Consider the following 25,529-nt stretch of genomic DNA (forward strand, 5'->3'; position numbering starts at 1 on the left):
CAGCGGCCGCGATTACCAAGTTTTGGTAAAGCGCGGCCGCAGTGACGCCTCTTCGACAGCTCCTTCACACGCACAACACGTGGACGGCGTTTGAAACGCGGATCGGAGCAGCGGCTAGAACAGCGCGCGGGCGAGCGCCCGGCGGGCCGCGGTCACCCGCGGGTCGTCGGCACCGACCACCTCGAACAGCTCCAGCAGCCGCAGCCGTACGGCGTCCCGGTCGTCGCCCGCCGTGACGCGCACCGTGTCGATGAGGCGCCCGAAGGCGTCCTCCACGTGACCGCCCACCAGGTCCAGGTCGGCGGCGGCGATCTGCGCCTGGGCGTCGCCCGGCTTGTCGGCCGCCTCCTGGCGGACCTTCTGCGGATCGGCGTTCTGCACCCGCTGGAGCAACTCGGCCTGGGCCAGGCCCAGTTTGGCCTCGGTGTTGCCCGGCTCCTCGGCCAGCACGTTCTTGTAGGCCTGGACGGCGCCGCCCAGGTCGCCCGCGTCCAGCGCCTGCACGGCGGCCTCCAGCGCCGCGTCGTGCGGCCCGGCCGGGCGCTCGGGGGCGGCGGCCTGCGCGGCGCCCGGCTCCGCCTCGGGGTCGACGACCAGACCGGTCAGACCGAAACGCTCCTCGCCGACCTGCACCAGCTGGTCCAGGGTCTGGCGGATCTGCGCCTCGCCCGCGGCTCCCTGGAAGAGGGGCAGCGCCTGCCCGGCGACGACCGCGAACACGGCGGGGATGCCCTGGACGCCGAACTGCTGCATCAGCATCTGGTTGGCGTCGACGTCGATCTTGGCGAGCAGGAAGCGCCCGTTGTACTCGACGGCGAGCCGCTCCAGGACCGGGCTCAACTGCTTGCAGGGCTCACACCACTCGGCCCAGAAGTCGATGACGACCGGGACCTCGGTGGACCGCTGGAGAACTTCACTCTCGAAGCCGGCCTCGTCGACGTCGATGACGAGATCGGCCGGGGAGACGGCCCCCGTCCCGCCCTGCCGGGCCGCCTCGGCGCGCGCCTGCTCCGCCTTCGCCTTGGCCTCCTGGGCCTGCTTCACCGCGGCGAGGTCGACGACCCCGCTCATGGACATGTTCCGTGGCTGCATGGGTCTATCCTCCCCCGTACGGCGCGCGCGTGTGAAAACCGGGTCGAAAGCCCGCCCGGATGTGTGCTGTTCGACATGTGTGCTGCTCGGCATGCGTACTGCTCGGCGCCGGGTCCCCACCCCACGCCCGTGGTCGTCGCTGGGGCGCGGGCGGACCCGCGCTTTCGCTACGCGTCGTAGCGTAATGCCATGAGGGTCCGTCGGAACACCCCGCCCCGGTGATCTGTCTCACGGCGGACGCCGTGTTACCCGCCGGTTAAGGTCGGGGGATGCAGAGCAGCACCCCCGCCGGCCGTGCCGGACGCCCGCGCAGCGCCGCGGCGGACACCGCGATCCTGGCCGCGACGCGGGCCGCCCTGGTCGACCTGGGCTGGTCGAAGCTCACCCTGGGAGACGTCGCCACCCGGGCCGGGGTTGCCAAGACGACGCTCTACCGCCGCTGGGCGGGCAAGAACGAGCTGGTCGTGGACGCGGTGGCGGAGCTGTTCGACGAGCTGGAACTGCCCGACCGCGGCTCGCTGGCCGCCGACATCGAGGGCGTGGTGCTCCAGTTCGCGGCGATCCTGGCGCGTCCGGAGGCCCGGAGCGGTCTGATGGCGGTGGTCGCGGAGTCCACGCGGGACGAGGCACTGCGCGAGCGCATCCGCACCTCGATCGTCGAACGGCAGAAGCGCCTGGTGCTGGAGGGCAGGGCGCGGGCCCAGTCCCGGGGCGAGCTGCCGCCGGAGCCGGACGCCGCGGAGGCGGCCCGCACCGCGGACCTGATCTTCGACATGGTCGCGGGCGCGGTGGTGCACCGCACCCTGGTCAGCGCGGAGGCCGCGAACGGCGACTGGGTACGCAGCCTGACCCAGGTCCTGCTGTGGGGCCTCACCTCCCGCCCACCCGAGCAAACCGAGCCGACCGACGGCTGACTCCCCGACCGCCCGAGCCGGGCGGCGATGACGGCCGACTCCCCGGCCGACCGAGCCGGGTAGTGGTGACGGGCGACTCCCCCGCCGACCGAGCCAGCCGACCGGCGGGCGACTTCCCGGCCGACCGAGCCGGGTAGTGGTGACGGGCGACTCCCCCGCCGACCGAGCCAGCCGACCGGCGGGTGACTCCCCGGCCGACCGAGCCGGGTAGTGGTGACGGGCGACTCCCCCGCCGACCGAGCCGGCCGACTTCCCGGCCGGCCGAGCCAGCCGACCGGCGGGCGACTTCCCGGCCGACCGAGCCGGGTGGCGATGACGGGTGACTTCCCGGCCGACCGGGCCGGGTAGTGGTGACGGGTGACTCCCCCGGCCGACCGAGTCGGGCGGCGATGACGGGCGACTTCCGGGGCCACCGAGCCAGCCGGCCGACGGGTGACTTCTCGGCCGACCGAGTCGGGTGGTGGGTGGGCATAGGCCGGGGGTCCAGGGGGCGGAGCCCCCTGGTACGCCGGCTACGACACCGGGCTCAGAACCCCGCAGGCTCCGTGTACACCCCCCACTCATCCCGCAGCACCCCGCAGATCTCCCCGAGCGTCGCCTCCGCCCGCACCGCATCCAGCATCGGCTCGATCATGTTCCCGCCGGACCGCGCCGCCGCGAGCATCGCGTCCAGCGCACCCCTCACCGCCGCATCGTCGCGGGCGGCCTTCCGCTCGCCCAGCACCCGCACCTGCTCGCGCTCGACCTCGTGGCTGACCCGCAGGATCTCCAGGTCGCCGGTGACGGAGCCGGTGTGGACGTTGACGCCGACCACCTTCTTGTCGTCCTTCTCCAGCGCCTGCTGGTATCGGAAGGCCGACTCGGCGATCTCACCGGTGAACCAGCCGTCCTCGATGCCGCGCAGCAGCCCGGAGGTGATCGGCCCGACGGGGTGCTGCCCGTCGGGGTGGGCGCGCAGCCCCCGCTCCTTGATCTGCTCGAAGATCTTTTCCGCGTCGGCCTCGATGCGGTCGGTCAGCTGCTCGATGAACCAGGAACCGCCCAGCGGGTCGGCGACGTTGGCGACACCGGTCTCCTCCATCAGCACCTGCTGGGTGCGCAGGGCGATCTCCGCGGCCTGCTCGCTGGGCAGCGCGAGGGTCTCGTCGAGCGCGTTGGTGTGCAGCGAGTTGGTCCCGCCGAGCACGGCAGCCAGTGCCTCGACGGCGGTCCGCACCACGTTGTTGTACGGCTGCTGCGCGGTCAGCGAGACACCGGCGGTCTGGGTGTGGAAGCGCAGCCACTGGGCCTTCTCGCTCTTGGCCCCGTACACGTCCCGCATCCACCGCGCCCAGATCCGGCGGGCCGCGCGGAACTTGGCGATCTCCTCGAAGAAGTCGACGTGCGCGTCGAAGAAGAAGGAGAGGCCGGGCGCGAAGACGTCCACGTCGAGACCGCGCGAGAGGCCCAGCTCCACGTACCCGAACCCGTCCGCCAGCGTGTACGCCAGCTCCTGCGCCGCCGTCGCGCCCGCCTCGCGGATGTGGTAGCCGGAGACGGAGAGCGGCTTGTAGGCGGGAATGCCGGCCGCGCAGTACTCCATGAGGTCGCCGATGAGGCGCAGATGGGGCTCGGGCTGGAAGAGCCACTCCTTCTGCGCGATGTACTCCTTGAAGATGTCGGTCTGCAGCGTGCCGTTGAGCACCGACGCGTCCACGCCCTGGCGTTCCGCGGCGACCAGGTACATGCAGAACACGGGCACGGCGGGCCCGCTGATCGTCATGGAGGTCGTGACATCGCCGAGGGGGATGTCCTTGAAGAGAACCTCCATGTCGGCGGCCGAGTCGATGGCCACCCCGCAGTGCCCGACCTCGCCGAGCGAGCGCGGGTCGTCGGAGTCGCGGCCCATCAGCGTCGGCATGTCGAAGGCGACGGACAGACCGCCTCCCCCGTTGCGGAGGATCATCTTGTAGCGCTCGTTGGTCTGCTCGGCGTTGCCGAACCCGGCGAACTGCCGGATGGTCCACGTACGCCCCCGGTACCCGGTCGGATACAGGCCGCGGGTGAAGGGGTACTCGCCCGGCCAGCCGATCCGCTCGAAGCCCTCGTACTCGTCCCCGGGACGGGGCCCGTACACCGGCTCCACGGGGTCTCCGGAGAGCGTGGTGAAGTCCGCGTCGCGCTTGCGCGCCGCGTCGTACCGGGCCTGCCAGCGACGGCGGCCCTCTTCTATGGCGTGAGCGTCCATACCTTCAAATTTACTAGGACGTCCAAGTAAATGTCGATGGGGTACCGCCGTACGGGTGTCCGTACGGCGGTGGGACGGCTCTCGAAGGGCCGGTTACGCCTTGACGGGGGCGGGCGCCTCGGCGGCGGCCACCTTGGCCTCCAGCTCCTGGCTGACCCGGCGCTCCACGAAGAACGCGGCCGTCGGAACGGTCCCGGCGAGCAGCACCCAGAGCTGCTTCTTCACCGGCCACTTCGCCTTGGACCCGAGGTCGAAGGCGAAGACGAGGTAGATGACGTACAGCCAGCCGTGGGCGATGCTGACGACCTGGGTGAAGTCGGCGGCGCCGCCCAGGTCCAGCACGTACTTCGCGATCATGCCGAGACACAGCGCGATCAGCAGCACACCGGTGACGTACGCCATGACCCGGTAGCGGGTCAGCACGCTCTTTTTCATGGCTCCGAGCGTAACCGCCCGTTTCGCGCGATCTTCGACCGGGTCGGGCGACTCGCCGGACCCGGTCAGTCCTCCTTGAAATCCCCCGCGGCGACCCGCAGCGGCCTGAGCATCGCGAAGATCTCCCCGCACTCCTCGGCGTCGTAGGCGCCCAGGCCGAAGTCCATCGCCATCAGGTCGCGGGTGGCCGCCTCGACGACCTCGCGGCCCTTGTCGGTGATGGTGGCGAGCGTGCCGCGGCCGTCGTTGGGGTTGGGGCGCTTGGCCACCAGGCCGGAGCGCACCAGCCGGTCGACGGTGTTCGTCACGGAGGTGGGGTGCACCATCAGGCGCTCGCCGATCTTGGACATCGGCAGTTCGCCCGACTTGGAGAAGGTGAGCAGCACCAGCGCCTCGTACCGCGCGAACGTCAGCCCGTACGGCTTGACCACGGCGTCGACCTCGCCCAGCAGGATCTGCTGGGCCCGCATGATCGAGGTGATCGCCGCCATGGAGGGCACACCGCCCCAGCGCTGTGCCCAGAGTTCGTCGGCTCGGGCGATGGGATCGAAGGAGAGACTGAGGGGCTTCGGCACGGCAACAGACCTTACCGGCCGGTCATATGCCGGTCAGCCCCGTCTCGCCTTTCGATACCATCGCCCGCTCATCGGGCGGTCATTCGGCGAGGTGGCGCTCGACCGTCTCGACCTTGGACGTGAGACCGTCCGTCACTCCGGGGCGGATGTCCGCCTTGAGGACCAGGGAGACCCGGGGCGCGCGGGCCTCGACGGCGGCCACGGCCCGCCGGACGACGTCCATGACCTCGTCCCACTCGCCCTCGACCGAGGTGAACATCGCGTCGGTGCGGTTCGGCAGGCCCGACTCGCGGACCACGCGGACGGCGTCGGCGACGTACTCCCCCACGTCCTCGCCGACGCCGAGCGGCGTCACGGAGAAGGCGACGATCATGCGTTGACGATCCCTTCCTGGCGGGCGCGGGAGGCGATGACCGCGTTCTCGGCCTCGCGCTTGAGCTTGCGCTCGGCGAAGAAGCCGCCGGTCGGCAGGACCGAGAGGACGAAGTAGAGGGCGGCGGTCTTCAGCGGCCACTTGGCGCGGTTCCAGGCGTCCGCCCAGAAGATCACGTACAGCACGAAGAGGACACCGTGGATCATGCCCATCGCCGGCACCGCGTTGAAGTCGGTGGTCCGCTTCAGCACGGAGCAGACGAGCAGGAGGAGGAACGAGATCGCCTCGGGGGCCGAGACCAGGCGGAGGCGGCGGAGTGCGGTGGCGGTCTTGAGGTCCACGGGTCACCTTCGGGAGGGAGGGGATGCGCCGACGGCGCGGGCGGCGTGCCGTCCGCCTTGTGAACGGAAGCACAATCGTTCGCCCATTGTGGCAAACAATGCCCCAAGGGATGGACTCAGGGTCGTTCTCCACCCGTGGGCCCTGTTCTGTCCACCCGTGGCGGGGCTACTTTCGCAGCGTGGCGATGTTCCGACTTCAAAGCAGCAAGGTCCTCGCCGTCGACATGACCCAGGACGCCGTGAAGGCGAAGAACGGCTCGATGGTCGCGTACGACGGGGAGATGGCCTTCAAGAAGCTGAGCGGCGGCGGTGAGGGCCTCCGGGGCATGGTGACCCGGCGGATCACCGGTGAGCAGATGACGGTGATGGAGGTGAGAGGGCAGGGGACCTGCTGGTTCGCGGACCGGGCCTCGGAGATCACCCTGGTGGGGCTCCAGGGCGACAAGCTGTACGTCGAGTCGAGCAACTTCCTGGCGGCCGACGCCGGGCTGCGCACCGGCACCAGCTTCACGGGCACGCGCGGCGCCTCCCAGGGCAACGGGCTGTTCACCACGACGATCGAGGGGCACGGGCAGGCGGCGATCATGTCCGACGGTCCCGCGGTGGTGCTGCGGGTCAGCGCGCAGTACCCGCTGACCGTCGACCCGGGGGCATACGTCGCGCACCAGGGGAACCTGCGGCAGTCCTTCCAGTCGGGTGTGACCTTCCGCACGCTGCTCGGGGAGGGCGGCGGCGAGGCCTTCCAGATCCGCTTCGAGGGCGACGGACTGGTGTACGTGCAGCCGAGCGAGCGGAACACGATCGCGGGGGACGTCTGAGATGGCCTTCCAGGAGATCAACTCGAAGATGGTCCAGGCGACCGTCGCACCCGGGCAGCGGCTGTTCAGTCAGCGCGGCGCCATGCTCGCCTACCGGGGCGAGGTGTCGTTCACCCCCAATCTGCGCGGCGGGCAGGGCGGGGTCATGTCGATGATCGGACGCCGGGTGGCCAACGAGGACACGCCGCTGATGACCGTCGAGGGCAGCGGCACAGTGTTCTTCGGGCACGGCGGCCACCACGTCCAAGTGATCAACCTTTCGGGCGACACCCTGTACGTGGAGGCGGACCGCCTCCTCGCCTTCGAGGGCACCCTGGAGCAGAACACGGTGTTCCTCGGCTCGCAGGGCGGCGTCATGGGCATGGTGCGGGGCCAGGTGAGCGGCCAGGGGCTGTTCACCACCTCCCTCAAGGGGCACGGCTCGGTGGCGGTGATGGCCCACGGCGGTGTCTTCGAGGTGCCCATCACCCCGCAGCGCCCGGTGCGCGTCGACCCGCAGGCCTACGTCGCCCACCACGGCGACGTGCGCAACAAGCTGTCCACGGCCCTGGGCTGGCGGGACATGGTGGGGCGCGGCTCGGGCGAGGCGTTCCAGCTGGAGCTGAGCGGCAGCGGCACGGTGTTCGTCCAGGCGTCGGAGGAGAAGCTGTGAGCACGGTCCACCACGACCCGGCGACGCTGCCGGCCGACGACAACGTCAACGCGTACACCTTCTGTGTGGAGCTGAAGGGGAGCCAGTGGTTCCTGCAGAAGGGGAAGATGATCGCCTACTACGGGACGATCGACTTCAACGGCATCGGGCACGGCCGGCTGGACCGTCTGGTGCGCACGTCGTTCCATTCGCCTCTGCACGCGAGCGACTGGGTCGTGGCGGAGGGCTCGGGCAAGATGCTCCTCGCCGACCGGGCCTTCGACGTGAATTCCTACGACCTGGAGGACGGCAATCTGACCATTCGCTCGGGCAACCTGCTCGCTTTTCAGCCAAGCCTCGCGCTGAAGCAGTCGATCGTGCCGGGCTTCCTGACGCTGATCGGAACCGGAAAGTTCGTGGCCGCGTCCAACGGTCCGGTGGTGTTCGTGGAACCGCCGATCCGGGTGGACCCGCAGGCCCTGGTCGGCTGGGCCGACTGCCCGTCCCCGTGCCACCACTACGACCACGGGTACATGACCGGCCTACTGGGCGGTCTACGTGCGATGACGGGGCTCGGCGGGGCCTCCGGGGAGGAGCACCAGTTCGAGTTCGTGGGAGCCGGCACGGTGCTGCTGCAGTCGAGCGAGGCGCTGATGGCGGAGCAGTCCGTGGGGGCTCCTCCGCAGCAGGCGGGGGTGCCCGGCGGCGGCACCTCCGGAGCGTCGGGAGGCCGGTCCGGGGTACCGGGGCTTCCCGGACAGCTGGGGGACCTCCAGCGCCGCTTCGGGCTGTGAGCGGTAATCTGCGGAGTGTGACATCGAACGCGTGCGCACCGTCACCGTCACGGAAAACCCCTCACTAGTTCGCCTTTCAACCTTTTAGGTAGACTTCATTCATGGAGACCGAGACGGCCACTCGCTGGCTGACCGATACGGAGCAGTGTGCTTGGCGCACCCACCTGGAGGTCAACAGGCTGTTGACGCACCAGCTCGAGAAGGACCTGCAGCCGTTCGGCCTGACAATGAACGACTACGAGATCCTGGTGAACCTCTCCGAGTCGGAGGGCGACAGAATGCGGATGAGCGACCTGGCCACCGCCACGATGCAGTCCAAGAGCCGCCTCTCCCACCAGATCACCCGCATGGAGAACGCGCACCTGGTCCGCCGGGAGAACTGCGAGTCCGACCGGCGCGGGCTCTTCGCCGTCCTCACCGAGCACGGCAGGGAGACGATGCGGAAGGTCGCACCGCACCACGTGGCCTCGGTCCGCAGGCACTTCATCGACCTGCTGGCCCCGGAGGACCTGACGGAGCTGGACAAGGCGCTCAAGCCCATCGCGGAGCACCTGCGCGGGCAGCGGGGACGTCCCTGATCACGTACCCGAGGACCGTGAAGGCCTAGACACCCGGCAGGCGGAGCTCGAACAGGGCGCCGCCTGCCGGTGCGTCGTGCACCGTGAGCGTGCCGCCGTGCCGTACGGCGACGTCGCGGGCGATGGCCAGCCCGAGACCGGCACCGCCGTCGTCTCGGCTGCGGGCGGCGTCCAGGCGTACGAAGCGCTCGAAGATCCGCTCCCGGTCGGCGGCCGGCACGCCTTCCCCGTCGTCGGCCACGGCGACCACCGCCGTGTCCCCGTCCCGGCGTACGGACACCTCCACCGCCGAACGGGCGTGCCGCTGGGCGTTGTCGAGCAGATTGGCCAGCACCCGCCCCAGCTGCCCCCGCGATCCGGCCACGCTCACCGGGCCTTCGGCGCCCCGCACCCGCACCCCGGTCCGCCCCTCGGCGGCCTCCCGCGCCAGCGCCGCGAGGTCGACCCGGGCGTCGGCGGGCCGCTCCCCCGCGTCCAGCCGGGCCAGCAGCAACAGGTCGGCGGCGAGCCGCTGGAGCCGGACGGTGTCCGCCACGGCGCCGTCCAGGTCCAGCAGTTCCGGATGGGCGGCGGCCACCTCCAGCTGGGTGCGCAGCGAGGCGATCGGACTGCGCAGCTCGTGCGAGGCGTCCGCGACGAAGCCGCGCTGCCGCTCCACCGAGGACTCCAGCGCGGCCAGCGTCTCGTTGGTGGTGGTGGCGAGCCTGGCCACCTCGTCGTGGGTGGCCGGCACCGGAACGCGGCGGGCCAGGTCCTCGCTGGCGGTGATCGCGGCCATCTCGCGCCGGATGCCCTCCACCGGGCGCAGCGCGCGCCGGGTGACCAGCCAGGTCACCCCCGCCACGACCGCGAGCAGCAACGGGAAGCCGATCAGCATCACGGTCAGCGCGGTGCTCACGGCGCCGTGTTCGGCGGAGAGCGGGGCACCGGCGTAGACGGTGAGCGTGCCCCGGTCGTCGGTCTTCACCGGGACGGCGGCGAAACGGTAGTCCTCGGCGTCGCCGTCGATGGTCGCCGAGCCGTCGCTGACGGTGATCCGGGCGCCGATCTCACCGGGGTCGAGGGACTCGCCGGAGTCGTCATCGTCGTCGTCGGCGTCGTCGTCTCCCCCCGGAGACACCGCGGGCCGCGGCTGCACCGCGTCGACGCCGGTGCCGGTGATCTGCTCCAGGTCCTCGCTGGCGGCGACCAGCACGCCGTCGTCGTCGACGACCTGCACCGGCCGGTCGTCCACGTCCAGCGACAGGTCCGCGTACGGCGTCCCGACGGCCAGCTCCGTCGCCACCTCCCGCGCCGAGCGCTCCGCCTGGGTGCCCGCCTCGCCGAGCAGGTTGGAGCGCAGCGACAGCAGGACGGCGGCGCCGGCCGCGACCAGGGCGACGGCGACCACGAGGGTGGCGGCGAGCGTGGCGCGGGCCCGCACCGAGCCGAAGAGGCGGCTCACCGCCCGGTCTCCAGCCGGTAGCCGGCCCCGCGCACGGTCCGGATGAGCCCGGCGCGCAGCTTGCGGCGCAGCGCGCTGACGTACACCTCGACGATGTTCGGATCGCCGTCGTAGGCGAAGTCCCAGACGTGCTCCAGGATCTCCGCCTTGGACACCACCTGTCCGGCCCGCACCACGAGCTGCTCCAGGACGGCGAACTCCTTGGCGGTGAGGGTCACTTCGTCCTCGCCGAGGAAGACCCGGCGGGCCGCGGTGTCGACCCTGAGGTCGCCGTGGACGTGCACGGGCGAGGCCCCGGCGCCCTGCCCCCGCCGCCGCAGCAGGGCCTTCACCCGGGCGACGAGGACGACGTACGAGAAGGGCTTGGTGAGGTAGTCGTCCGCGCCGGTGTCCAGGCCCTCGGCCTCGTCGTACTCGCCGTCCTTGGCGGTGAGCATCAGGATCGGCACGTCGTGCCCGGCGGCGCGCAGGGCGGCGCAGACCCGGTAGCCGTTGAGGCCGGGCAGCATGATGTCGAGGACGACGAGGTCGTAGGTGCCCTCGCCGGCCCGGTGCAGCCCTTCGAGTCCGTCGTGGACGACGTCCACGGCGTATCCCTCCGCGGTGAGGCCCTTGGCGAGCGACACGGCGAGGCGCTTCTCGTCCTCCACGATCAACAGGCGCATGGGTAAAGAGTGGCAAAGGCGAGCTGAAGATCCCTTCAGGTGGCTTCAGGTTGGCCTCAGCGTCGGTCCGCGACAGTGAACACGTCGAAAACGACGGGACTGGGACGACTCGGAGGAAACAGCATGAAGCGCAACATCGCGATCGCCGCCGTCACCGCCGCCGCACTGATCGGCGGCGGTACGGCGACGGCGCTGGCCACGACGGGGGACGACGGCCGGGGCACGACGTCCCGCGCGGACGCCGCGCACGCCGCGGACACGTCGGCTGTCAGCGTGTCGGACGACGGCGGCGTACGGGACGAGGCCGACGACCGCGACGACGACGCGGACCGCGCCGCCTCCTCGAAGGTGACGGCGCACGACGCCGTCGCCGCCGCGCTGGCGCACACCCCGGGCACCGCCGTCTCCGCCGAACTGGACGACGAGGACGACGACGGGGACGACGACGACCGAGGTGAGCGGGCGGCCTGGGAGGTCGACGTCCTGTCCGGCGACGGCACCTGGCACAGCGTCCGGGTCGACCCGGCCACCGGCAAGGTGCTGGGCTCGGAGCGGGACGACGACGAGGACGACACCGCCGAGGTGCGCGCGGCCCTCAAGGGTGCCTCCGTCGACGCGGCCGAGGCGGCGGAGGCGGCGTCCGGCCGCGGCACCGTCACCTCCGTCGAGCTGGACGAGGACGGCGACCACGGTGACGGCAGGCCCGCCTGGGAGGTCGAGACGCACACCGCCGGCAAGGGCGAGCAGGACTGGCGGGTCGACCTGAAGACCGGCAAGGTCACGGCCGACGCACACGACCGGTACGGCGCTCACGCCTCGGACGACGACGCCGACGGCTCCGGCAGCTCGGACGACTCCGACGACTCTGACGACGACTGAGCGGCGGCCGGCCCGCGGCGGCGCCCCGGCACCAGCGCCGCCGCCGCGGCGACCGCGCCGGACACCGCGAAGCACACCGGCAGCGGCAGCCGTTCCACCAGCAGGCCCACCGCGGCGGCGCCGACCGACATCCCGGCGTTCACGGCGGTGTTGCACCAGGTGCCCGCCCGGACCCGGAAGCCGGGCGCCGCGCTCTCGTCGGCGATCAGGTACGCCGTGGTCAGCGCCGGTGCCACGAACAGGCCCGCGCACGTGACGGCCAGGAGCAGCGTGCCGAGTCCGGGCGCGAGACCCGCGGCGGCCAGGCAGACGCCCACACCGGCCGCGAACAACGGCAGCCGGGCCCGGGCGGGCGAACTCCAGGCGACGGCGCCGTTGACGAGACCGCCGACCGCGCTGCCCACCGACAGCGCCGCGAGCACCCAGGCGACCGTGCCGTCCCCGAGGCCGCGCTCTCCCGCGTAGGCGACGACGAGCAGGTCGACGGCGCTCACCGAGATGCCGACACCGGCCGCGACGACGACGGGCTGCAGCAGGGCCCGGCCCTGCCCCGGGCCGCCTCGCCCGGGTGCCGGGCCGTCGCTCTTCCCGCGCCCCGCCGGGCGCAGCGCCGCGGTCGCCGGTGAGGTGACGAAGGCGAGGGTGCCGACCGCCACCAGCACCGCGCTGAGCACGACGCCGACCACCGGCGAGGCGACGGCGACGATGCCGCCGACCAGGAGCGGGCCGGAGACGAAGAGCAGTTCCTCGGCGACGCCGTCCAGGCTGTAGGCGCGCTGCAACAGCCGCCGGTCAGGGAGCAGTTCGGCCCACACCGCGCGCATCGTGGGGCCGAGCGGGGGCGTGCAGGCACCCGCGAGCCCGGCGGTCACCGCGAGGACGGCCTCGGTGGTACCCGGACGCCGGCAGGCCGCCGCCAGCACGCAGAGCAGGGCGGCGTAGAGCAGGGCCATGGGCAGCAGGGCCCGGCGCGGACCGTGCCGGTCGACGAGGGAAGCACGGTAGGGGGACAGGAAGACGCTGGTGGCGCCGAAGAGCGCCATGACCAGCCCGGCCACGGCGTACGACCCGGTGGACCGGGTCAGGGAGAGCATCAGGGCGAGGGAGACCGTGCCGTAGGACAGCCGCCCGACGAGGGCGGCCGCGAAGGTGCGGCGGGCATGCGGGACGCGGAGGACGGCGGCGTACGAGGGCCGCGAAAGAGGTGTGGACACGCGAAGGGTTCCTCAGCAGGAAGGCAACTAGGGGACGCCGATGCGCGCGACGGCCGGATGCGGCGGTCGCGTGCGGGGCGGGTCCTAGGCCAAGAGGAGGAACACGCGGGTCACTTTAGCCCGTCCGGCGCTTGAGGACGAGGCCGTTCAGGCCGAAAGCGGGGGTCTGGGGGCAGAGCCCCCAGAGCCGGGAAGGGAAGGGGCGGCGGGGGCGAAGAAAACCCCACGCCGACAAGCCGCCCCGCGTCAGCCGCGCGTCAGCCCCGCCACCAACTCGTCCGCCGCACGGTACGGATCCAGCTCCCCCGCGACGATCCGCTCCGCCAGCGCCCCGAGCCGCCGGTCCCCGTGCAGGTCACCGATGCGCTCGCGCAGCGTGGTGACCGCGATCGTCTCGACCTCGCGGGCGGCCCGGGCCCGCCGGCGTTCGGCCAGCACGTCCCGCTCCTCCATCCACGCCCGGTGCTTCTCCAGCGCCTCGACGACCTCGTCGACGCCCTCGCCGCGCGCGGCGACCGTCTTGACGATGGGCGGGCGCCAGTCGCCCGCCGCGCGGGCCTCGCCGAGACCCAGCATGTGGTTCAGCTCGCGCGCGGTCGCGTCGGCGCCGTCGCGGTCGGCCTTGTTGACCACGTAGACGTCGCCGATCTCCAGGATTCCGGCCTTGGCGGCCTGGATGCCGTCGCCCATGCCGGGGGCGAGCAGGACGACGGAGGTGTCGGCCTGGGAGGCGATCTCGACCTCCGACTGGCCCACGCCCACCGTCTCCACCAGGACCACGTCGCAGCTGGCCGCGTCCAGCACGCGGATCGCCTGCGGCGCGGCCCAGGCGAGACCGCCGAGGTGGCCGCGGGTCGCCATCGAGCGGATGTAGACGCCGGGGTCGGAGGCGTGCTCCGACATCCGGACGCGGTCGCCGAGCAGGGCGCCGCCGGAGAAGGGGGAGGACGGGTCGACGGCGAGCACGCCGACCCGCTTGCCCTGCTTGCGGTACGCCGTCACCAGCGCCGAGGTGGACGTCGACTTGCCGACGCCCGGCGAGCCGGTCAGACCGACGACATACGCGTTGCCGGTGAGCGGCGCGAGCGCCTCCATGACCTCCCTGAGCTGCGGGGACGCCCCCTCCACCAGGGAGATCAGCCGGGCCACGGCCCGCGGCCGGCCTTCCCGTGCCTGGGCCACCAGTGAGGAGACGTCCTGCATCACAGCTCCGTTCAGTGAGAAGTCGTAACTCGGGCGGTCAGGCCCCGGGCACCCGCACGATCAGCGCGTCGCCCTGGCCGCCGCCGCCGCACAGCGCCGCCGCGCCGACGCCGCCGCCGCGCCGCTTCAGTTCCAGTGCCAGGTGCAGTACCAGCCGGGCGCCGGACATGCCGATCGGGTGTCCGAGGGCGATGGCACCACCGTTGACGTTCACCTTTTCGGTGGACACGCCGAGGTCCTTCATTGACTGGAAGGCGACGGCCGCGAACGCCTCGTTGATCTCGATGAGGTCGAGGTCGCCGACCTCCAGGCCCTCCTTCTTCAGGGCGTGCCGGATGGCGTTCGACGGCTGCGACTGCAAAGAGTTGTCCGGGCCTGCGACATTGCCGTGCGCGCCGATCTCCGCGATCCACTCCAGGCCCAGCTCCTCGGCCTTGGCCCGGCTCATGACGACCACGGCCGCCGCGCCGTCGGAGATCTGCGAGGAGGACCCGGCGGTGATGGTGCCGTCCTTGGCGAAGGCCGGACGCAGCTTGCCGAGGGACTCGGCGGTGGTGTCGCCGCGGATGCCCTCGTCCTTGCTGAACAGCACCGGGTCGCCCTTGCGCTGCGGGATCTCGACCGGGGTGATCTCGGCGTCGAACACGCCGTTCTTCTGTGCGGCGGCGGCACGCTGGTGGGACAGGGCGGCGATCTCGTCCTGGGCCGCGCGCTCGATGCCGAGCCGGGTGTTGTGCTTCTCCGTGGACTCGCCCATGGCGATGCCCTCGAAGGAGTCGGTCAGTCCGTCGTGGGCCATGGAGTCGATCATCTGGACCGCGCCGTACTTGTAGCCCTCGCGGGACTTGGGGAGCAGGTGCGGGGCGTTGGTCATGGACTCCTGGCCGCCGGCGACGATCACGTCGAATTCACCCGCGCGAATGAGCTGGTCGGCGAGTGCGATGGCGTCGAGGCCGGAGAGGCAGACCTTGTTGACGGTGAGCGCCGGGACGCTCATGGGGATGCCGGCCTTGACGGCGGCCTGGCGGGCGGGGATCTGCCCGGCACCGGCCTGGAGCACCTGCCCCATGATCACGTACTGGACCTGGTCGCCGCCGATCCCGGCGCGGTCGAGGGCGGCCTTGATCGCGAATCCGCCGAGGTCGGCCCCGGAGAAGGGCTTCAGGGAGCCGAGCAGCCGCCCCATCGGGGTGCGGGCACCCGCGACGATGACGGAGGTCGTGCCGTTCGTTGCAGAGGTTTCGGAGATTCCAGAAGACATGAGCTGTGGTCCCCTTTTCCGGCCCGCACAGGCCGCGGAGTGAACGAGGGTTTACTCGAATGTACTGAGCGGTATCCCGCCCGTCACCGGGCTGTCGGTGTGATCGCGCGCACGTTGCGTAACCACCTCCGGAGCGCTGCACTGAAACCATGCTGACGCGAATCGACCACATCGGAATCGCCTGCCGCGACCTCGACGCGACCGTCGAGTTCTACCGTGCCACGTACGGCTTCGAGGTGTTCCACACCGAGGTCAACGAGGAGCAGGGGGTCCGCGAGGCCATGCTCAAGATCAACGATACGTCGGACGGGGGTGCCTCGTACCTCCAGCTCCTGGAGCCCACCCGCGAGGACTCCGCGGTCGGCAAGTGGCTCGCGAAGAACGGCGAAGGCGTCCACCACATCGCCTTCGGTACGGCGGACGTGGACGCGGACGCCGCGGACATCCGGGGCAAGGGCGTACGCGTCCTGTACGACGAGCCCCGGCGCGGTTCCATGGGATCGCGGATCACCTTCCTGCACCCCAAGGACTGTCATGGCGTACTGACAGAACTGGTCACATCGGCGGCCGTTGAGTCACCTGAGCACTGACCCTCGTACATAGGGGCCGGTAGGGTTGGGTGCGGTCGCCGCTCAGTCCAGGGTGACCCGGTCCTGCCGTCTTGGGCGCCGGGACCGCCGGGGTCGTGTTTCGGGGGGCGGGCGACGGGGCAGCAGCACATGCTCCGCCGTTGATCTGACACCATTCCCCGGGGGCCCCGTCCGTCGGACGGACGGAGCTCGTTCGGGAAGATTTGCGACCAGGGGACGGATGGGACCGCGCAGTGCGGGGCTACGAGAGCCAGGAGCGAGAGCCGGCGGCTGACGTCGACCACCTCTCTCGGTTCGAGGCCGAGATGAAGCGGCTGAAGACCGAGCGGGAAAAGGCGATCCAGCACGCCGAGGACCTCGGCTACCAGGTCGAGGTGCTGCGCGCCAAGCTGCACGAGGCGCGGCGCACCATCATGTCCCGGCCCGCCTTCGACGGCGGCGACATCGGGTACCAGGCCGAGCAGTTGCTGCGCAACGCGCAGACGCAGGCCGACCAGCTGCGCGCCGACGCGGAGCGGGAGCTGAGCCAGGCCCGGGCGCAGACCCAGCGGATCCTCCAGGAGCACGCCGAGCAGGCCGCCCGGCTCCAGGCGGAGCTGCACCAGGAGGCGGTGACCCGCCGCCAGCAGCTGGACCAGGAGCTGGCCGAGCGCCGGCAGACCGTCGAGTCGCACGTCAACGAGAACGTGGCGTGGGCGGAGCAGCTGCGCGCCCGCACCGAGCAGCAGGCCCGCCGGCTGCTCGACGAGTCCCGCGCGGAGGCCGAGCAGGCCTTGAGCGCGGCCCGCGCGGAGGCGGAGCGGCTGACCGCCGAGGCCCGGCAGCGGCTGCGCAGCGACGCGGAGAGCGCGCGTGCCGAGGCCGAGCAGATCCTGCGCCGGGCCCGTACCGACGCCGAGCGGCTGCTGACCGCCGCCTCCACGCAGGCGCAGGAGGCCACCGACCACGCCGAGCAGCTGCGCAGCTCCACCGCGACCGAGTCGGAGTCCGCGCGCCGCGAGGCCCAGGAGCTGAGCCGGGCCGCCGAGCAGCGCATGTCGGAGGCCGAGGAGGCGCTGCGCAAGGCGCAGGCCGAGGCCGAGAAGGTGGTCGCCGAGGCCGAGGAGGCCGCGGCCAAGGCGCTGTCGAGCGCCGAGGCGACCAACGAGCAGCGCACCCGTACCGCCAAGGAGCAGGTCGCCCGGCTGGTCGGCGAGGCCACCAAGGACGCGGAGAACACCAGGTCCGAGGCCGAGCAGGTGGTCGCGGACGCCCGGGCCGAGGCCGAGCGGATCCTCGCCGAGGCCGCCGAGAAGGCCCGCACGATCACCGCCGAGGAGTCGGCCACCCAGCTGTCCAAGGCGGCCAAGACGGCCGAGGACGTGCTGAACAAGGCCTCCGAGGACGCCAAGCGGACCACGAAGGCCGCCACCGAGGAGGCCGAGCGGATCCGCTCCGAGGCCGAGGCCGAGGCGGACCGGCTGCGCGGCGAGGCGCACGACATCGCCGAGCAGCTCAAGGGCGCGGCGAAGGACGACACCAAGGAGTACCGCGCCAAGACGGTCGAGCTGCAGGAGGAGGCGCGCCGGCTGCGCGGCGAGGCCGAGCAGCTGCGGGCGGACGCGGTCGCCGAGGGCGAGAAGATCCGCGCCGAGGCCCGCAAGGAGGCCGTGGCGCAGATCGAGGAGGCGGCGAAGACCGCCGAGGAGCTGCTCGCCAAGGCCAAGGCGGACGCGGACGAGCTGCGGCAGACCGCGACGGCGGACAGCGAGAAGGTCCGCACCGAGGCGATCGAGCGGGCCACGACCCTGCGCCGGCAGGCCGAGGAGACCCTGGAGCGCACCCGCGCGGAGGCCGAGCGGCACCGTGCGGAGGCCGCCGAGCGGGTCGAGGAGCTGCAGGCGGAGGCCGAGCGGGCCGCCCGCGAGCTGCGCGAGGAGACCGAGCGCGCCGTCGAGGCCCGGCAGGCGGAGGCCGCCGAGGAGCTGACCCGGCTGCACACCGAGGCCGAGGAGCGCCGCACCGCCGCCGAGCAGGCGCTGACCGAGGCCCGCGAGGAGGGCGAGCGGATCCGCCGCGAGGCCGCCGAGGAGAGCGAGCGGCTGCGCACCGAGGCCGCGGAGCGGGTCCGGGCGCTCCAGCAGCAGGCCGAGACGGAGGCCGAGCGGCTGCGCACCGAGGCCGCCGCGGACGCGTCCGCCTCCCGCGCGGAGGGCGAGGCCGTCGCCGTACGGCTGCGCTCGGAGGCCGCGAGCGAGGCCGAGCGGCTGAAGTCGGAGGCGCAGGAGAGCGCCGACCGGGTGCGGGCGGAGGCGCAGAGTGCCGCCGAGCGCATCGCCGCCGAGGCGTCGGAGACGCTCGCCGCCGCCCAGGAGGAGGCCGCCCGGCGCCGCCGCGAGGCGGAGGAGCTGCTCGGCTCGGCCCGGCAGGAGGCCGACCAGGAGCGCGAGCGGGCGCGGGAGCAGAGCGAGGAGCTGCTGGCCTCGGCGCGCAACCGCGTGGAGGAGGCGCAGGCCGAGGCGGTCCGGCTGGTCGAGGAGGCCGACCGGCGCGCCACCGAGATGGTGTCGGCCGCCGAACAGCACGCGGCGCAGGTGCGGGAGTCGGTCGCCGGGCTGCACGAGCAGGCCCAGGAGGAGATCACCGGCCTGCGCAGCGCCGCCGAGCACGCCGCCGAGCGCACCCGGCAGGAGGCCGAGCAGGAGGCGGACCGGGTCCGCGCCGACGCCTACGCGGAGCGGGAGCGGGCGAGCGAGGACGCGGGGCGGCTGCGGCGCGAGGCGCAGGAGGAGACCGAGGCCGCCAAGACGCTGGCCGAGCGGACCGTGTCCGAGGCCATCGCGGAGGCCGACCGGATCCGCGCGGACGTCTCCGAGCACGCCCAGCGGGTGCGCACGGAGGCCTCCGACGCCATCGCCGAGGCCGAGCAGTCCGCGTCGCGCACCCGGGCGGACGCCCGCGAGGACGCCAACCGCATCCGCTCCGACGCGGCGACGCAGGCGGACACCCTGATCACGGAGGCGCGTTCCGAGGCGGAGCGGCTCACCACCGAGACGGCGGCCGAGACCGACCGGCTCCGGACGGAAACGCTCGCGGAGGCGGAGCGCGTCACCACCGAGGCGGCGAGCGAGGCCGAGCGGGTCAGGACCGAGGCGGCCGCGGAGGCGGAGCGGCTGCGCACCGAGACCACCGCCGAGGCCGAACGGGTCCGCGCCGAGGCCGGCGCCCGGGCCGAGCAGCTGGTCTCGGACGCCACCGGGGAGGCGGAGCGGCTGCGCGCCGAGGCCGCCGACACGGTCGGCTCCGCCCAGCAGCACGCCGAGCGGATCCGCACCGAGGCGGACCGGGTCCGCCGCGAGGCGGCCGCGGAGGCCGAGCGGGTCACCGCGGCGGCCCGCGAGGAGGCCGAGCGCACCCTCGACGAGGCCCGCAAGGACGCCAACAAGCGGCGTTCGGAGGCCGCCGAGCAGGTCGACACGCTCATCACGGAGACCACCGCCGAGGCCGACAAGCTGCTCACCGAGGCGCAGCAGCAGGCCCAGAAGACCACCGCGGACGCCGAGTCGCAGGCCGACACGATGGTCGGCGCGGCCCGCGCGGAGGCCGACCGGATCGTCCGGGAGGCGACGGTCGAGGGCAACACCCGGGTGGAGAAGGCCCGTACGGACGCGGACGAGCTGCTGGTCGGCGCCCGCCGGGACGCGACCGCCATAAGGGAGCGCGCGGAGGAGCTGCGCGAGCGGCTCACCTCCGAGATCGAGGAGCTGCACGAGCGGGCCCGCCGCGAGGCCGCCGAGACGATGAAGTCGGCCGGCGACCGCTGCGACGCGCTCATCAAGGCCGCCGAGGAGCAGCTCGCCAAGGCGGAGGCGAAGGCCAAGGAGCTGGTGTCGGAGGCCAACTCGGAGGCCGGCAAGGTGCGCATCGCCGCCGTCAAGAAGGCCGAGGGGCTGCTCAAGGAGGCCGAGCAGAAGAAGGCGACCCTGGTCCGCGAGGCCGAGGAGCTGAAGGCCGAGGCGGTCCGCGAGGCCCGGGCGACGGTCGACGAGGGCAAGCGCGAGCTGGAGGTGCTGGTCCGGCGCCGCGAGGACATCAACGCGGAGATCTCCCGGGTCCAGGACGTGCTGGAGGCGCTGGAGTCGTTCGAGGCGCCCGGGGGCGCGAAGGACAACGGGGTGAAGGCCGGAGCGACGGTGGGCGCCCCACGTTCGGGTGGCAAGTCGTCAGACGGCTAGCATTCGGGGTGATTTGGGTGTCTGCTGGAGATCTTTGGCCGAGTCCCGACGGGACCCCTGCCCAAGGCTTTGGCAAGCCATCCGAGGGTCAGCCACTCAAAAGAGGTGTCATTCTCCGTATCAAACGTGCATCCGCTCGATGACACACCGCATTGGCGCCTAGGATTCCCTCTATCACCTCACCCGGTCTCTTTCGACAGGAACCCCATGAGCGACACTTCCCCCTACGGCTTCGAGCTTGTGCGGCGTGGGTACGACCGCGCTCAGGTGGACGAACGTATCTCCAAGCTCGTCTCCGACCGTGACAGCGCTCTCGCCCGCATCACCGCTCTGGAAAAGCGCATCGAGGAGCTCCACCTCGAGACCCAGAACGCCCAGGCCCAGGTCAACGACGCCGAGCCGTCGTACGCCGGGCTCGGCGCCCGGGTCGAGAAGATCCTGCGGCTCGCCGAGGAAGAGGCGAAGGACCTGCGCGAGGAGGCCCGGCGCGCGGCCGAGCAGCACCGCGAGCTGGCCGAGTCGGCCGCCCAGCAGGTGCGCAACGACGCGGAGTCGTACGCCGCCGAGCGCAAGGCCAAGGCCGAGGACGAGGGCGTCCGGATCGTCGAGAAGGCCAAGGGCGACGCCTCCCAGCTGCGTTCCGAGGCGCAGAAGGACGCGCAGTCCAAGCGCGACGAGGCAGACGCCCTCTTCGAGGAGACCCGCGCCAAGGCCGCGCAGGCCGCCGCCGACTTCGAGACCAACCTCGCCAAGCGCCGCGAGCAGTCCGAGCGGGACCTGGCCTCCCGTCAGGCCAAGGCGGAGAAGCGGCTCGCGGAGATCGAGCACCGCGCGGAGCAGCTGCGCCTGGAGGCGGAGAAGCTGCGCACGGACGCCGAGCGCCGGGCCCGCCAGACCGTGGAGACGGCGCAGCGCCAGTCCGAGGACATCGTGGCCGACGCCAACGCCAAGGCCGACCGGATCCGTTCGGAGTCGGAGCGCGAGCTGGCCGCCCTCACCAACCGCCGCGACTCCATCAACGCGCAGCTCACCAACGTGCGCGAGATGCTGGCGTCCCTCACCGGTGCCGCGGTGGCCGCCGCTCCCTCGGTCGAGGACGAGTCGGTCACCCGCGGGGTGCCGGCCCAGCAGTCCCGCTGAGGCTGCCCGGCCCACGCGGGGGCGGGCGCCTGCTGAATACGTACGAACAACGACGAGGCCTGTTGTCACTGGGGTGGCAGCGGGCCTCGTCCCGTTCTAGCGTGGGCGCCATGATCGAGCTCGAGGGGCTGACCAAGCGGTACGGCGAGAAGGTGGCGGTCAACAATCTCTCCTTCACCGTCAGACCCGGCATCATCACGGGCTTCCTCGGCCCCAACGGCGCGGGCAAGTCCACCACCATGCGGATGGTGCTGGGCCTGGACCGGCCGACCGCCGGGGACGTGCGGATCGACGGCAAGCACTACGAGCAGCTCAAGGACCCGCTGACGTACATCGGCGCGCTCCTGGAGGCCAAGGCCTGGCACGGCGGGCGCAGCGCCTACAACCACCTGCTGTGCCTCGCGCAGAGCAACGGCATCCCGGCGAGCCGGGTGCGCGAGGTGCTGGACACGGTCGGGCTCTCGGCGGTCGCCAAGAAGAAGACCAAGGGCTTCTCCCTCGGCATGGGGCAGCGGCTCGGCATCGCCGGCGCACTGCTCGGCGATCCGCGGATCCTGATGTTCGACGAGCCGGTCAACGGCCTGGACCCCGAGGGCATCCACTGGATCCGCAATCTGATGAAGACCCTGGCCTCCCAGGGCCGTACGGTCTTCGTCTCCTCCCACCTGATGAGCGAGATGGCACTGACCGCCGACCACCTGGTGGTCATCGGCCAGGGCAGGCTGCTCGCGGACACCTCGATGGCCGAGTTCATCGCGGAGAACTCGCGCAGCTACGTCCGGATCCGCACCCCGCAGCGCGAGCAGCTGCTCGACGCGCTGCACGGCGCCGGGGTCGCGGTCGTCGAGGCGGGCGACGGGGTCCTGGAGGTGGACGGCGACAAGTCGGAGGCGGTCGGCGAGCTGGCGGCGCGGCAGCAGATCGTGCTGCACGAGCTGAGCCCGCAGCGCGCCTCGCTGGAGGAGGCGTTCATGCAGCTGACCGCGGAGTCCGTGGAGTACCACGCGCACGACGGGCAGCCGCCCGGCGCGGTGCCGCAGCAGCCGCCCCCGGGGCAGCCGCCGCGGCAGCAGTGGGGCAGCGACTGGAAGAGGGGTTGAGCATGGCGGCGGCACAGGTCGTCCGGTCCGAGTGGACCAAGATCCGGTCGGTCGCGTCCACGGTGTGGACGCTGGGCCTCGCCGTGGTCGTCACCATCGCCCTCGGCATGCTGATCTCGGCCCTGTCGAAGAACGAGTTCGGCGACATGAGCCGGCGCGACCAGCTCTCCTTCGACCCGACCTTCATCAGCTTCGCCGGCACCAGCCTCGGCCAGCTGGCGATGATCGTGTTCGGGGTGCTGGTGGTGGGCAACGAGTACAGCTCCGGGATGATCCGCACCTCGCTGGCCGCCGTGCCGAAGCGCGGCACCTTCCTGTTCAGCAAGATCGCGGTGGCCACCGCCCTCGCGCTGGTCGTGGCCATGGTCACCAGTTTCGCCACGTTCTTCCTGGGCCAGGCGATGCTCGGCGACCTCAAGGCGTCGATCGGCGACCCGGGCGTGCTGCGGGCGGTGTTCGGCGGCGGCCTCTACATGACCTTGATCGCGATGTTCTCGATGGGCGTCGCCGCGATGCTGCGCTCCCCGATGCTGTCGCTGGGCATCCTGATGCCGTTCTTCTTCCTGATCTCCAACATCCTGGGCAACGTCCCGGCGACGGAGAAGGTCGGCCGGTTCCTGCCCGACCAGGCCGGCAGCAAGATCATGCAGGTGGTCGCGCCGATCGACGACGACGTGCCGTACGGCCCGTGGGGCGGCCTCGGGATCATGGCACTGTGGGTGATCGCGGCACTCGTCGGCGGGTACGCGGTGCTGAAGAAGCGGGACGCCTAGGGCCTGTCCGGACCGTCTCCGTACGGTGTCGGATTTTGCCCGCGCTTGAACGGAACCGTCAGCGCCTGGATATCCTCCTAACCCTTACGGGGGCGTGTGCCCTGCTGTCCCTGAACCTTCCGATGGGTGCGGAGCATGATCGAGGCAGTCGGCCTGACCAAGCGCTACGGCGACAAGACCGCTGTGTACAACCTGTCCTTCCAGGTGCGGCCCGGTGCCGTCACCGGCTTCCTGGGGCCCAACGGCTCAGGCAAGTCGACGACGATGCGGATGATCCTGGGCCTGGACAACCCCACCTCGGGGCACGTGACGATCGGCGGCCACCCCTACCGCAAACTGCCGAACGCGGCGCGCCACGTCGGCGCGCTGCTCGACGCCAAGGCGGTGCACGGCGGCCGGGCCGCCCGCAACCACCTGCTGAGCCTCGCCCAGCTGTCCGGCATCCCGGCCCGGCGGGTGGACGAGGTGCTCGGCGTGGTGGGCCTCCAGGACGTGGCCAAGCGGCGCTCCAAGGGCTTCTCGCTCGGCATGGGCCAGCGGCTCGGCATCGCCGCCGCCCTGCTCGGCGACCCCCAGGTGTTGCTCTTCGACGAGCCGGTCAACGGCCTCGACCCGGAGGGCATCCACTGGGTGCGCAACCTGATGAAGGCGCTCGCGGCGGAGGGCCGTACCGTCTTCGTCTCCTCGCACCTGATGAGCGAGATGGCGCTGACCGCCGACCACCTGATCGTCATCGGGCGCGGCCAGCTGCTCGCCGACATGAGCGTGACGGACTTCATCTCGGCCAACTCCGCCGACTTCGCGCGCGTGCGCACACCGGACACCGAGCCCCAGCTGCGCGAGAAGCTGACCTCGGCGCTGACCGAGGCGGGCGGCCACGTACTGCCCGAGCAGGACGGCGCGCTGCGGGTGACCGGGCTGGCCCTCCCCCGGATCAGCGACATCGCGCACGAGTCCGACGTACGGCTGTGGGAGCTGTCGCCGCACCAGGCCTCGCTGGAGGAGGCGTACATGCGGATGACGCAGGGCGCCGTGGACTACCGGTCGACCGCCGATCAGAAGGCGGGGCTCCAGCAGCCCCTGCCGCCGGGCGCGCAGCCGCCGATGCCGGTGCCGGGACAGGGCCAGCCCGGGTGGTACGCCCCGCCGCCGCCCCAGCAGGGCGGTCAGCCCTTCGCGGCGCCGCAGGGCGCCCCGGGCCAGGCCCCGGCGGGCCCGTACGGCGCCCCGGTGGCGCCCGGTGCGGTGCCGGGCGGTCCGCCGGCCAACCCGTACGCGGCGCAGCAGGCGCCCCAGGCCCCGCCGGTGCCCCAGGCCCCCGCCGCGGCCCCGGCGCCGCCCGCGACGGCCCCCGCACCCGCCTCCGACCCGACCAAGCCCGAGGACGCCCGATGAGCACGCCCCAGCCCCCGACGCAGCAGGCCGCGCCCGACTGGCACGCGGCGCCCGGTTCGCCGTTCCCGACCTACACGTCGCCGATCCCGGTGGTGCGCACCACCCTCGTGCACGCGCTGGCCTCCGAGTGGACCAAGATCAAGTCGGTGCGCTCGACGATGTGGACGCTGGGCGTGTTCGTCCTGCTGGTGCTCGGCATCGGGCTGCTGACCGGCGCGGTGGTCGCCAGCTCCGACTCCGACCTGGCGGGCGAGAGCGCGCTGAGCCTCGGCTTCTTCGGCCTGCTGCTCGGCAGCATGTGCGTGATCACGCTCGGCGTGCTGACCACCGCCTCGGAGTACGGCACGGGGATGATCCGCACGACGATGACCGCCTGCCCCAGCCGCGGCCGGGTGCTGGCGGCCAAGGGCATCGTGTTCTTCCTGGTGGCCTTCGTGGTGACGCTGGTCTCCGCGACGCTGGTCGGACTGGCCCACGTCTCCATGCTGGAGGGCAACGGCGCCGAGAACCCGACCGGCACGGAGTGGCTGAAGGGCACCGTCGGCGTCTCGCTCTACGTCGCGCTGCTCGGGCTGCTCTCGCTGGCCGTGGGCTCGATCATCCGGCACTCCGCGGGCGCCATCACCATCATGATCGGCCTGCTGCTCGCCCCGCTGGTGATCGCGCTGTTCATGTTCTCCGAGTCGCTCAAGGACGTGCAGCAGGCGCTGTTCGAGTACTCGATCCCGAACCAGATGAGCATCTTCTACGCCAACTCGCTCTCCGATTCCGGGCCTTCGGGCTGGGACCCGCTGTGGATCGTGCTCGGTGTCACGGCGGCCGCGTTCGCCGCCGCCTTCGCCCTGCTGGAGAAGCGGGACGTGTAGCGCGTCG

24 protein-coding genes are annotated in these 25,529 nt (G+C 72.1%); 13 read left to right on the forward strand and 11 right to left on the reverse strand.

Translation table 11 applies throughout. From position 1 onward, the window contains the following. Positions 1 to 114: 114 nt before the first annotated feature. Positions 115 to 1,092 (reverse strand): tetratricopeptide repeat protein, encoded by a 978-nt coding sequence (locus K7854_RS04920; protein WP_226025109.1) that lies wholly within the window; start codon positions 1,090 to 1,092, stop codon positions 115 to 117. 269 nt (positions 1,093 to 1,361) lie between these two features. On the opposite strand from K7854_RS04920, the gene K7854_RS04925 reads away from it, so the two are divergent. Beyond that, positions 1,362 to 2,006 (forward strand): TetR/AcrR family transcriptional regulator, encoded by a 645-nt coding sequence (locus K7854_RS04925; protein ID WP_226025110.1) that lies wholly within the window; start codon positions 1,362 to 1,364, stop codon positions 2,004 to 2,006. Between the two features lie 526 nt (positions 2,007 to 2,532). Here the strand turns inward: K7854_RS04925 and icmA are convergent. From icmA to K7854_RS04950, 5 genes are all read right to left on the reverse strand, one after another. Then, positions 2,533 to 4,233: a coenzyme B12-dependent isobutyryl-CoA mutase large subunit gene (gene icmA, locus K7854_RS04930; RefSeq protein ID WP_226025111.1), complete on the reverse strand. Its 1,701-nt coding sequence runs from the start codon at positions 4,231 to 4,233 to the stop codon at positions 2,533 to 2,535. Positions 4,234 to 4,326: 93 nt separating this feature from the next. Next, positions 4,327 to 4,668, reverse strand: a complete 342-nt coding sequence (locus K7854_RS04935; protein ID WP_226025112.1) for a DUF3817 domain-containing protein — start codon at positions 4,666 to 4,668, stop codon at positions 4,327 to 4,329. A 65-nt stretch (positions 4,669 to 4,733) separates the two neighbouring features. Then, on the reverse strand, positions 4,734 to 5,243 hold the full coding sequence (locus K7854_RS04940) for a MarR family winged helix-turn-helix transcriptional regulator (RefSeq protein ID WP_059301498.1): 510 nt from the start codon (positions 5,241 to 5,243) through the stop codon (positions 4,734 to 4,736). Between the two features lie 79 nt (positions 5,244 to 5,322). After that, positions 5,323 to 5,616, reverse strand: a complete 294-nt coding sequence (locus tag K7854_RS04945) for an MTH1187 family thiamine-binding protein (protein WP_043383196.1) — start codon at positions 5,614 to 5,616, stop codon at positions 5,323 to 5,325. Then, a complete protein-coding gene (locus K7854_RS04950; protein WP_226025113.1) occupies positions 5,613 to 5,957 on the reverse strand; it encodes a DUF3817 domain-containing protein in 345 nt (114 codons plus the stop codon). Before K7854_RS04950 ends, K7854_RS04945 begins: the two co-directional genes overlap by 4 nt. Before the next feature lie 185 nt (positions 5,958 to 6,142). Here K7854_RS04950 and K7854_RS04955 point away from each other — a divergent pair, with 185 nt between their 5' ends. From K7854_RS04955 to K7854_RS04970, 4 genes are all read left to right on the forward strand, one after another. Next, positions 6,143 to 6,775, forward strand: coding sequence for an AIM24 family protein (locus K7854_RS04955; RefSeq protein ID WP_226025264.1), 633 nt, complete (start codon positions 6,143 to 6,145; stop codon positions 6,773 to 6,775). Between the two features lies 1 nt (position 6,776). Continuing rightward, a complete protein-coding gene (locus K7854_RS04960; protein ID WP_226025114.1) occupies positions 6,777 to 7,427 on the forward strand; it encodes an AIM24 family protein in 651 nt (216 codons plus the stop codon). Further along, the gene (locus K7854_RS04965; RefSeq protein WP_226025115.1) at positions 7,424 to 8,200 is read left to right on the forward strand and encodes an AIM24 family protein; all 777 of its coding nucleotides are present in this window, start codon (positions 7,424 to 7,426) and stop codon (positions 8,198 to 8,200) included. The genes K7854_RS04960 and K7854_RS04965 overlap by 4 nt, the downstream gene beginning before the upstream one ends. Positions 8,201 to 8,301: 101 nt before the next feature. Then, positions 8,302 to 8,778: a MarR family winged helix-turn-helix transcriptional regulator gene (locus tag K7854_RS04970; protein WP_226025116.1), complete on the forward strand. Its 477-nt coding sequence runs from the start codon at positions 8,302 to 8,304 to the stop codon at positions 8,776 to 8,778. Positions 8,779 to 8,803: 25 nt separating this feature from the next. Here K7854_RS04970 and K7854_RS04975 read toward each other — a convergent pair whose 3' ends face one another. Next, complete coding sequence (locus tag K7854_RS04975) at positions 8,804 to 10,222, reverse strand: sensor histidine kinase (RefSeq protein ID WP_226025117.1); 1,419 nt, start codon at positions 10,220 to 10,222, stop codon at positions 8,804 to 8,806. Continuing rightward, positions 10,219 to 10,887: a response regulator transcription factor gene (locus K7854_RS04980; RefSeq protein WP_226025118.1), complete on the reverse strand. Its 669-nt coding sequence runs from the start codon at positions 10,885 to 10,887 to the stop codon at positions 10,219 to 10,221. The genes K7854_RS04975 and K7854_RS04980 overlap by 4 nt, the downstream gene beginning before the upstream one ends. A 123-nt stretch (positions 10,888 to 11,010) precedes the next feature. On the opposite strand from K7854_RS04980, the gene K7854_RS04985 reads away from it, so the two are divergent. Further along, complete coding sequence (locus tag K7854_RS04985) at positions 11,011 to 11,766, forward strand: PepSY domain-containing protein (RefSeq protein ID WP_226025119.1); 756 nt, start codon at positions 11,011 to 11,013, stop codon at positions 11,764 to 11,766. Here the strand turns inward: K7854_RS04985 and K7854_RS04990 are convergent. The 3 genes from K7854_RS04990 to K7854_RS05000 all read right to left on the reverse strand — a co-directional run bounded on the left by K7854_RS04990 (position 11,697) and on the right by K7854_RS05000 (position 15,444). Next, positions 11,697 to 12,980: an MFS transporter gene (locus K7854_RS04990; RefSeq protein WP_226025120.1), complete on the reverse strand. Its 1,284-nt coding sequence runs from the start codon at positions 12,978 to 12,980 to the stop codon at positions 11,697 to 11,699. The genes K7854_RS04985 and K7854_RS04990 overlap by 70 nt on opposite strands. A 246-nt stretch (positions 12,981 to 13,226) precedes the next feature. Continuing rightward, a complete protein-coding gene (gene meaB, locus K7854_RS04995; protein ID WP_226025121.1) occupies positions 13,227 to 14,183 on the reverse strand; it encodes a methylmalonyl Co-A mutase-associated GTPase MeaB in 957 nt (318 codons plus the stop codon). A 37-nt stretch (positions 14,184 to 14,220) separates the two neighbouring features. Beyond that, on the reverse strand, positions 14,221 to 15,444 hold the full coding sequence (locus K7854_RS05000) for an acetyl-CoA C-acetyltransferase (protein ID WP_226025122.1): 1,224 nt from the start codon (positions 15,442 to 15,444) through the stop codon (positions 14,221 to 14,223). Between the two features lie 149 nt (positions 15,445 to 15,593). Here K7854_RS05000 and mce point away from each other — a divergent pair, with 149 nt between their 5' ends. The 7 genes from mce to K7854_RS05035 all read left to right on the forward strand — a co-directional run bounded on the left by mce (position 15,594) and on the right by K7854_RS05035 (position 25,522). Continuing rightward, complete coding sequence (gene mce / locus K7854_RS05005) at positions 15,594 to 16,034, forward strand: methylmalonyl-CoA epimerase (protein WP_077796659.1); 441 nt, start codon at positions 15,594 to 15,596, stop codon at positions 16,032 to 16,034. 233 nt (positions 16,035 to 16,267) lie between these two features. Next, entirely contained in the window at positions 16,268 to 20,248 is a 3,981-nt protein-coding gene (gene scy / locus K7854_RS05010) for a polarized growth protein Scy (RefSeq protein WP_226025123.1), read from the forward strand. A gap of 207 nt (positions 20,249 to 20,455) precedes the next feature. Then, entirely contained in the window at positions 20,456 to 21,388 is a 933-nt protein-coding gene (locus K7854_RS05015; RefSeq protein WP_226025124.1) for a coiled-coil domain-containing protein, read from the forward strand. A gap of 110 nt (positions 21,389 to 21,498) precedes the next feature. After that, complete coding sequence (locus tag K7854_RS05020; protein WP_226025125.1) at positions 21,499 to 22,488, forward strand: ABC transporter ATP-binding protein; 990 nt, start codon at positions 21,499 to 21,501, stop codon at positions 22,486 to 22,488. Between the two features lie 2 nt (positions 22,489 to 22,490). Next, positions 22,491 to 23,261, forward strand: coding sequence for an ABC transporter permease (locus K7854_RS05025; RefSeq protein ID WP_226025126.1), 771 nt, complete (start codon positions 22,491 to 22,493; stop codon positions 23,259 to 23,261). A gap of 135 nt (positions 23,262 to 23,396) precedes the next feature. Continuing rightward, the gene (locus K7854_RS05030; protein WP_226025127.1) at positions 23,397 to 24,656 is read left to right on the forward strand and encodes an ABC transporter ATP-binding protein; all 1,260 of its coding nucleotides are present in this window, start codon (positions 23,397 to 23,399) and stop codon (positions 24,654 to 24,656) included. Then, complete coding sequence (locus tag K7854_RS05035; protein ID WP_226025128.1) at positions 24,653 to 25,522, forward strand: ABC transporter permease; 870 nt, start codon at positions 24,653 to 24,655, stop codon at positions 25,520 to 25,522. The genes K7854_RS05030 and K7854_RS05035 overlap by 4 nt, the downstream gene beginning before the upstream one ends. Positions 25,523 to 25,529 lie beyond the last annotated feature (7 nt).

It is taken from the genome of Streptomyces hyderabadensis (assembly GCF_020404845.1).
GTDB classification, from domain to species: Bacteria; Actinomycetota; Actinomycetes; order Streptomycetales; family Streptomycetaceae; genus Streptomyces; species Streptomyces hyderabadensis.

Excerpts from the sequence above, each read along its gene's own strand:
- K7854_RS04920 (WP_226025109.1), bottom strand. The coding sequence starts at position 1,092 with ATGCAGCCACGGAACATGTCCATGAGCGGGGTCGTCGACCTCGCCGCG.
- K7854_RS04925 (WP_226025110.1), top strand. The coding sequence starts at position 1,362 with ATGCAGAGCAGCACCCCCGCCGGCCGTGCCGGACGCCCGCGCAGCGCC.
- icmA (WP_226025111.1), bottom strand. The coding sequence starts at position 4,233 with ATGGACGCTCACGCCATAGAAGAGGGCCGCCGTCGCTGGCAGGCCCGG.
- K7854_RS04935 (WP_226025112.1), bottom strand. The coding sequence starts at position 4,668 with ATGAAAAAGAGCGTGCTGACCCGCTACCGGGTCATGGCGTACGTCACC.
- K7854_RS04945 (WP_043383196.1), bottom strand. The coding sequence starts at position 5,616 with ATGATCGTCGCCTTCTCCGTGACGCCGCTCGGCGTCGGCGAGGACGTG.
- K7854_RS04955 (WP_226025264.1), top strand. The coding sequence starts at position 6,143 with ATGTTCCGACTTCAAAGCAGCAAGGTCCTCGCCGTCGACATGACCCAG.
- K7854_RS04960 (WP_226025114.1), top strand. The coding sequence starts at position 6,777 with ATGGCCTTCCAGGAGATCAACTCGAAGATGGTCCAGGCGACCGTCGCA.
- K7854_RS04970 (WP_226025116.1), top strand. The coding sequence starts at position 8,302 with ATGGAGACCGAGACGGCCACTCGCTGGCTGACCGATACGGAGCAGTGT.
- K7854_RS04980 (WP_226025118.1), bottom strand. The coding sequence starts at position 10,887 with ATGCGCCTGTTGATCGTGGAGGACGAGAAGCGCCTCGCCGTGTCGCTC.
- K7854_RS04985 (WP_226025119.1), top strand. The coding sequence starts at position 11,011 with ATGAAGCGCAACATCGCGATCGCCGCCGTCACCGCCGCCGCACTGATC.
- meaB (WP_226025121.1), bottom strand. The coding sequence starts at position 14,183 with ATGCAGGACGTCTCCTCACTGGTGGCCCAGGCACGGGAAGGCCGGCCG.
- K7854_RS05000 (WP_226025122.1), bottom strand. The coding sequence starts at position 15,444 with ATGTCTTCTGGAATCTCCGAAACCTCTGCAACGAACGGCACGACCTCC.
- mce (WP_077796659.1), top strand. The coding sequence starts at position 15,594 with ATGCTGACGCGAATCGACCACATCGGAATCGCCTGCCGCGACCTCGAC.
- K7854_RS05015 (WP_226025124.1), top strand. The coding sequence starts at position 20,456 with ATGAGCGACACTTCCCCCTACGGCTTCGAGCTTGTGCGGCGTGGGTAC.
- K7854_RS05020 (WP_226025125.1), top strand. The coding sequence starts at position 21,499 with ATGATCGAGCTCGAGGGGCTGACCAAGCGGTACGGCGAGAAGGTGGCG.
- K7854_RS05025 (WP_226025126.1), top strand. The coding sequence starts at position 22,491 with ATGGCGGCGGCACAGGTCGTCCGGTCCGAGTGGACCAAGATCCGGTCG.
- K7854_RS05030 (WP_226025127.1), top strand. The coding sequence starts at position 23,397 with ATGATCGAGGCAGTCGGCCTGACCAAGCGCTACGGCGACAAGACCGCT.
- K7854_RS05035 (WP_226025128.1), top strand. The coding sequence starts at position 24,653 with ATGAGCACGCCCCAGCCCCCGACGCAGCAGGCCGCGCCCGACTGGCAC.